A 2,784-nucleotide genomic window follows, 5' to 3' on the forward strand; every position below is an offset into this window, starting at 1 on the left:
CGGGTCACCGCCTCGGAACGATGGAAATCGAGTCGGCCATCGTCGGCGTCGAGGGTGTCGTCGAGGCCGCCGTCGTCAGCGTCGATGACGCCGACACGGGTGGTATCCACGCGTACGTCACGCTGGAGACGAGCGTTGCCGGGGACGACGACCTCCGCGAGCGAATCGGCTCGCACGTCCGCGAGCGCATCGGTCCGATTGCCACGCCGGACGCCGTCATCTTCACACCCGACCTCCCGAAGACGCGGTCCGGGAAGATCATGCGCCGGTTTCTCGAGAACATCACCAACGGCGAGGAGTTCGGCGACACGTCCGCGCTTCAGAACCCGGAAATCGTCGGCGAACTCGAATCCATCGTCCGAGACAGCTGACGACGTTTCGGATACTGCTACATACGCGAAATTTTGTTTCTGCCTCGGTGAGCGGTGCTCTTTCCTCTCCACTGGCTTCTCTGTGTGTCTACTTTCCTTTCACCGGAAGATTTAGTTCGCTCTTCGATATTATTCCGAAATGGATGCCGGGCGGAGACTCCGAACCGACGCCGTTGTCCGCGGGTGGGTACGAGCAACTGCGACGGTCGACCGAGACGTACCGCGAGGACCTCGTGCTTCGACTCGGCGCGGAAGTCGGACTCACGCCGGCCGAGATGAGTCAGTTTGAACCCTCCCACGTGACCCAGCGGCGACACCGGGGAACGGAACTCTACTTTCTCGCCGTTCCGACCGACGGCCGGGAGGCGTACCTGCCGACCGAGGTCGAACACGACGTTCGCAAGTACGTCACGACGACCGACATCGACGAGACTGAACGAGTGCTTCCGGTCACGCCGCGGCGTCTGCAGATGCTCGTGGCATCGGTCGGAACGCGGGCCGCCGAACGAACCGGTCGCGAGGGGTTGGCGGACGTTTCGACTCGCGACCTGCGTCGGCACTTCGCCCGAACGATGCTCGGTGATGGCGTCCCGCCGAGCGTCGTCATGCGAATCGGTGGATGGGACCGAATCGAGAGTCTCGCGCCGCTCCTCGACGAACCGAGCGAAGACGAGGTGCTCGATGCGCTGTCGCCGGATGCCGTCGACAGTGGCGAGCGTCCCGCAGGCGGTGAATCCGACCGAGTGCGTCAGGTCGTCGAGACCGCCCGAAGCGTCGGGTCGGCACTCTCGGGGGTGAACACGCGAGGCGAGGTCGAACAGGCCGTCTGTGACGGACTCGCCGATTCGAGCCACTACCGTTTCGCTTGGATAGCGTCGGACGAAACCGATGCGCGAGCGTCGCTCACCGTCGCCGGACTCGACGAGGAATCGCTCGAAGCGGTCCGCCGGTCGCTCGCCAGTCGAGACACGGACTTCGCTCGACGCGCGTGCGATACCGGTGCCGTGCAGACCGTGCGTATCGATCTGCCGCCGAACTCCGAGAGCGGCCGCCTCGCTGTCGTCCCGCTGGTACACGGCGAAACCGCCTACGGCGCGCTCTACGTCGCGCTCGATGGCGAAGCTGTCCCCGACGCCGAGGCGGACGTGCTGGTGACGCTGGGTCGCCACGTCGGACAGGCAATCGCCGCCGCGGAGCGTCGGAAGCTACTCCTCGCCGACACCGTCGTTCAACTGGAGTTCGAATCATCGGACCAACAGGACGTGCTCGTCGGACTCTCCGCGGACCTCGGTTGTTCGGTTCGACTCCGCGGCGTCGTTCCTATCGAGGAGCGGTCGTTGCTGTGCTTTCTCACCGTTCGGGGGGCGACGACGGACGCGGTGTTTGACAAGTTACAAACGACGCCAGCAGTCGAACACATCCGCCTCATCCGCGACCGGGGAACGGAGTCACTCCTCGAAGTCGCGCTCTCCACGGGGTCGACGATTACGACGCTCACGTCCTACGACGGAACCGTCTCGCGGTTCGTCGCGGAGGACGGCGTGGCCCGTCTCGTCGGCGAATTTTCGAACGAAGCGCCGCTCCGAGACGTGATGTCCGACCTGACCGACGCGTATCCCGCCACCGAACTCGTCTCGAAACAGGAGGTCGAACGGCCCACGCGAAACACCGCCGACTTTCGGGAGTCGCTCGTGGCGCGACTCACAGACAAGCAGCAGTCCGTCCTGCGAGCGGCCTATCTCGCCGGGTACTTCGAGTGGCCCCGCGGTAGTACCGCCGAAGACCTCGCGGATTCGATAGACATCTCGTCGCCGACGCTCCACCAGCATCTCCGAACCGCACAGCAGAAACTCATGACTGCGTTCTTCGACGACGACAGCGACGAACACACTTCGACCCTAAACCCTTAGGCGTGCGAGCGGTTGGCACACGAACGTTCATTATTGACTGAACTATTATCAATACATTCCGACAGTAGTTCATTTCGTCTGTATTCCTTTCTTGGGCCTATCGCACCGAGTTTCGACTGCTATTCATAATCATGATGTTATCTTTCGATAATTAGTTATCCTACTTATGCCCCTTGTGGAGACTCGTTAACACGACATATGGCACAGGGTGACACCGAACTGGAGGCACGGCTGGAAGAACAAGACGAGTTCGAACCCTCCGAGGAGTTCGTCGCACAAGCGAACGTCTCGGACGCCGGCATCTACGACGAGTTCGAGGAGAATTGGCCCGAGTGCTGGGAGCGGGCCGCCGAGATGCTCGATTGGGACGAAGAGTACGACGAGGTGTTGGACGACTCGAACCCTCCGTTCTACGAGTGGTTCACCGGCGGCGAACTGAACGCCTGTCACAACTGCGTCGACCGGCACGTCGAAAACGGGGACAAGAACCGCGTCGCCATCAA

The 2,784-nt window shown here is 62.4% G+C and carries 2 protein-coding genes and 1 pseudogene; all 3 read left to right on the forward strand.

Annotated features, from left to right (window positions below):
- Positions 1–371 (forward strand): annotated as a pseudogene (locus tag NKF06_RS20320) (acetate--CoA ligase); the annotation flags it as partial.
- Positions 372–514: 143 nt separating this feature from the next.
- Complete coding sequence (locus tag NKF06_RS20325; RefSeq protein ID WP_253246434.1) at positions 515–2,281, forward strand: bacterio-opsin activator domain-containing protein; 1,767 nt, start codon at positions 515–517, stop codon at positions 2,279–2,281.
- A gap of 198 nt (positions 2,282–2,479) precedes the next feature.
- A partial coding sequence (locus tag NKF06_RS20330; protein WP_305882055.1) for an acetyl-coenzyme A synthetase N-terminal domain-containing protein occupies positions 2,480–2,784 on the forward strand: 305 nt, incomplete at its 3' end.

This window comes from Haloferax sp. AB510 (assembly GCF_024136985.1).
Taxonomy (GTDB): Archaea; Halobacteriota; Halobacteria; order Halobacteriales; family Haloferacaceae; genus Haloferax.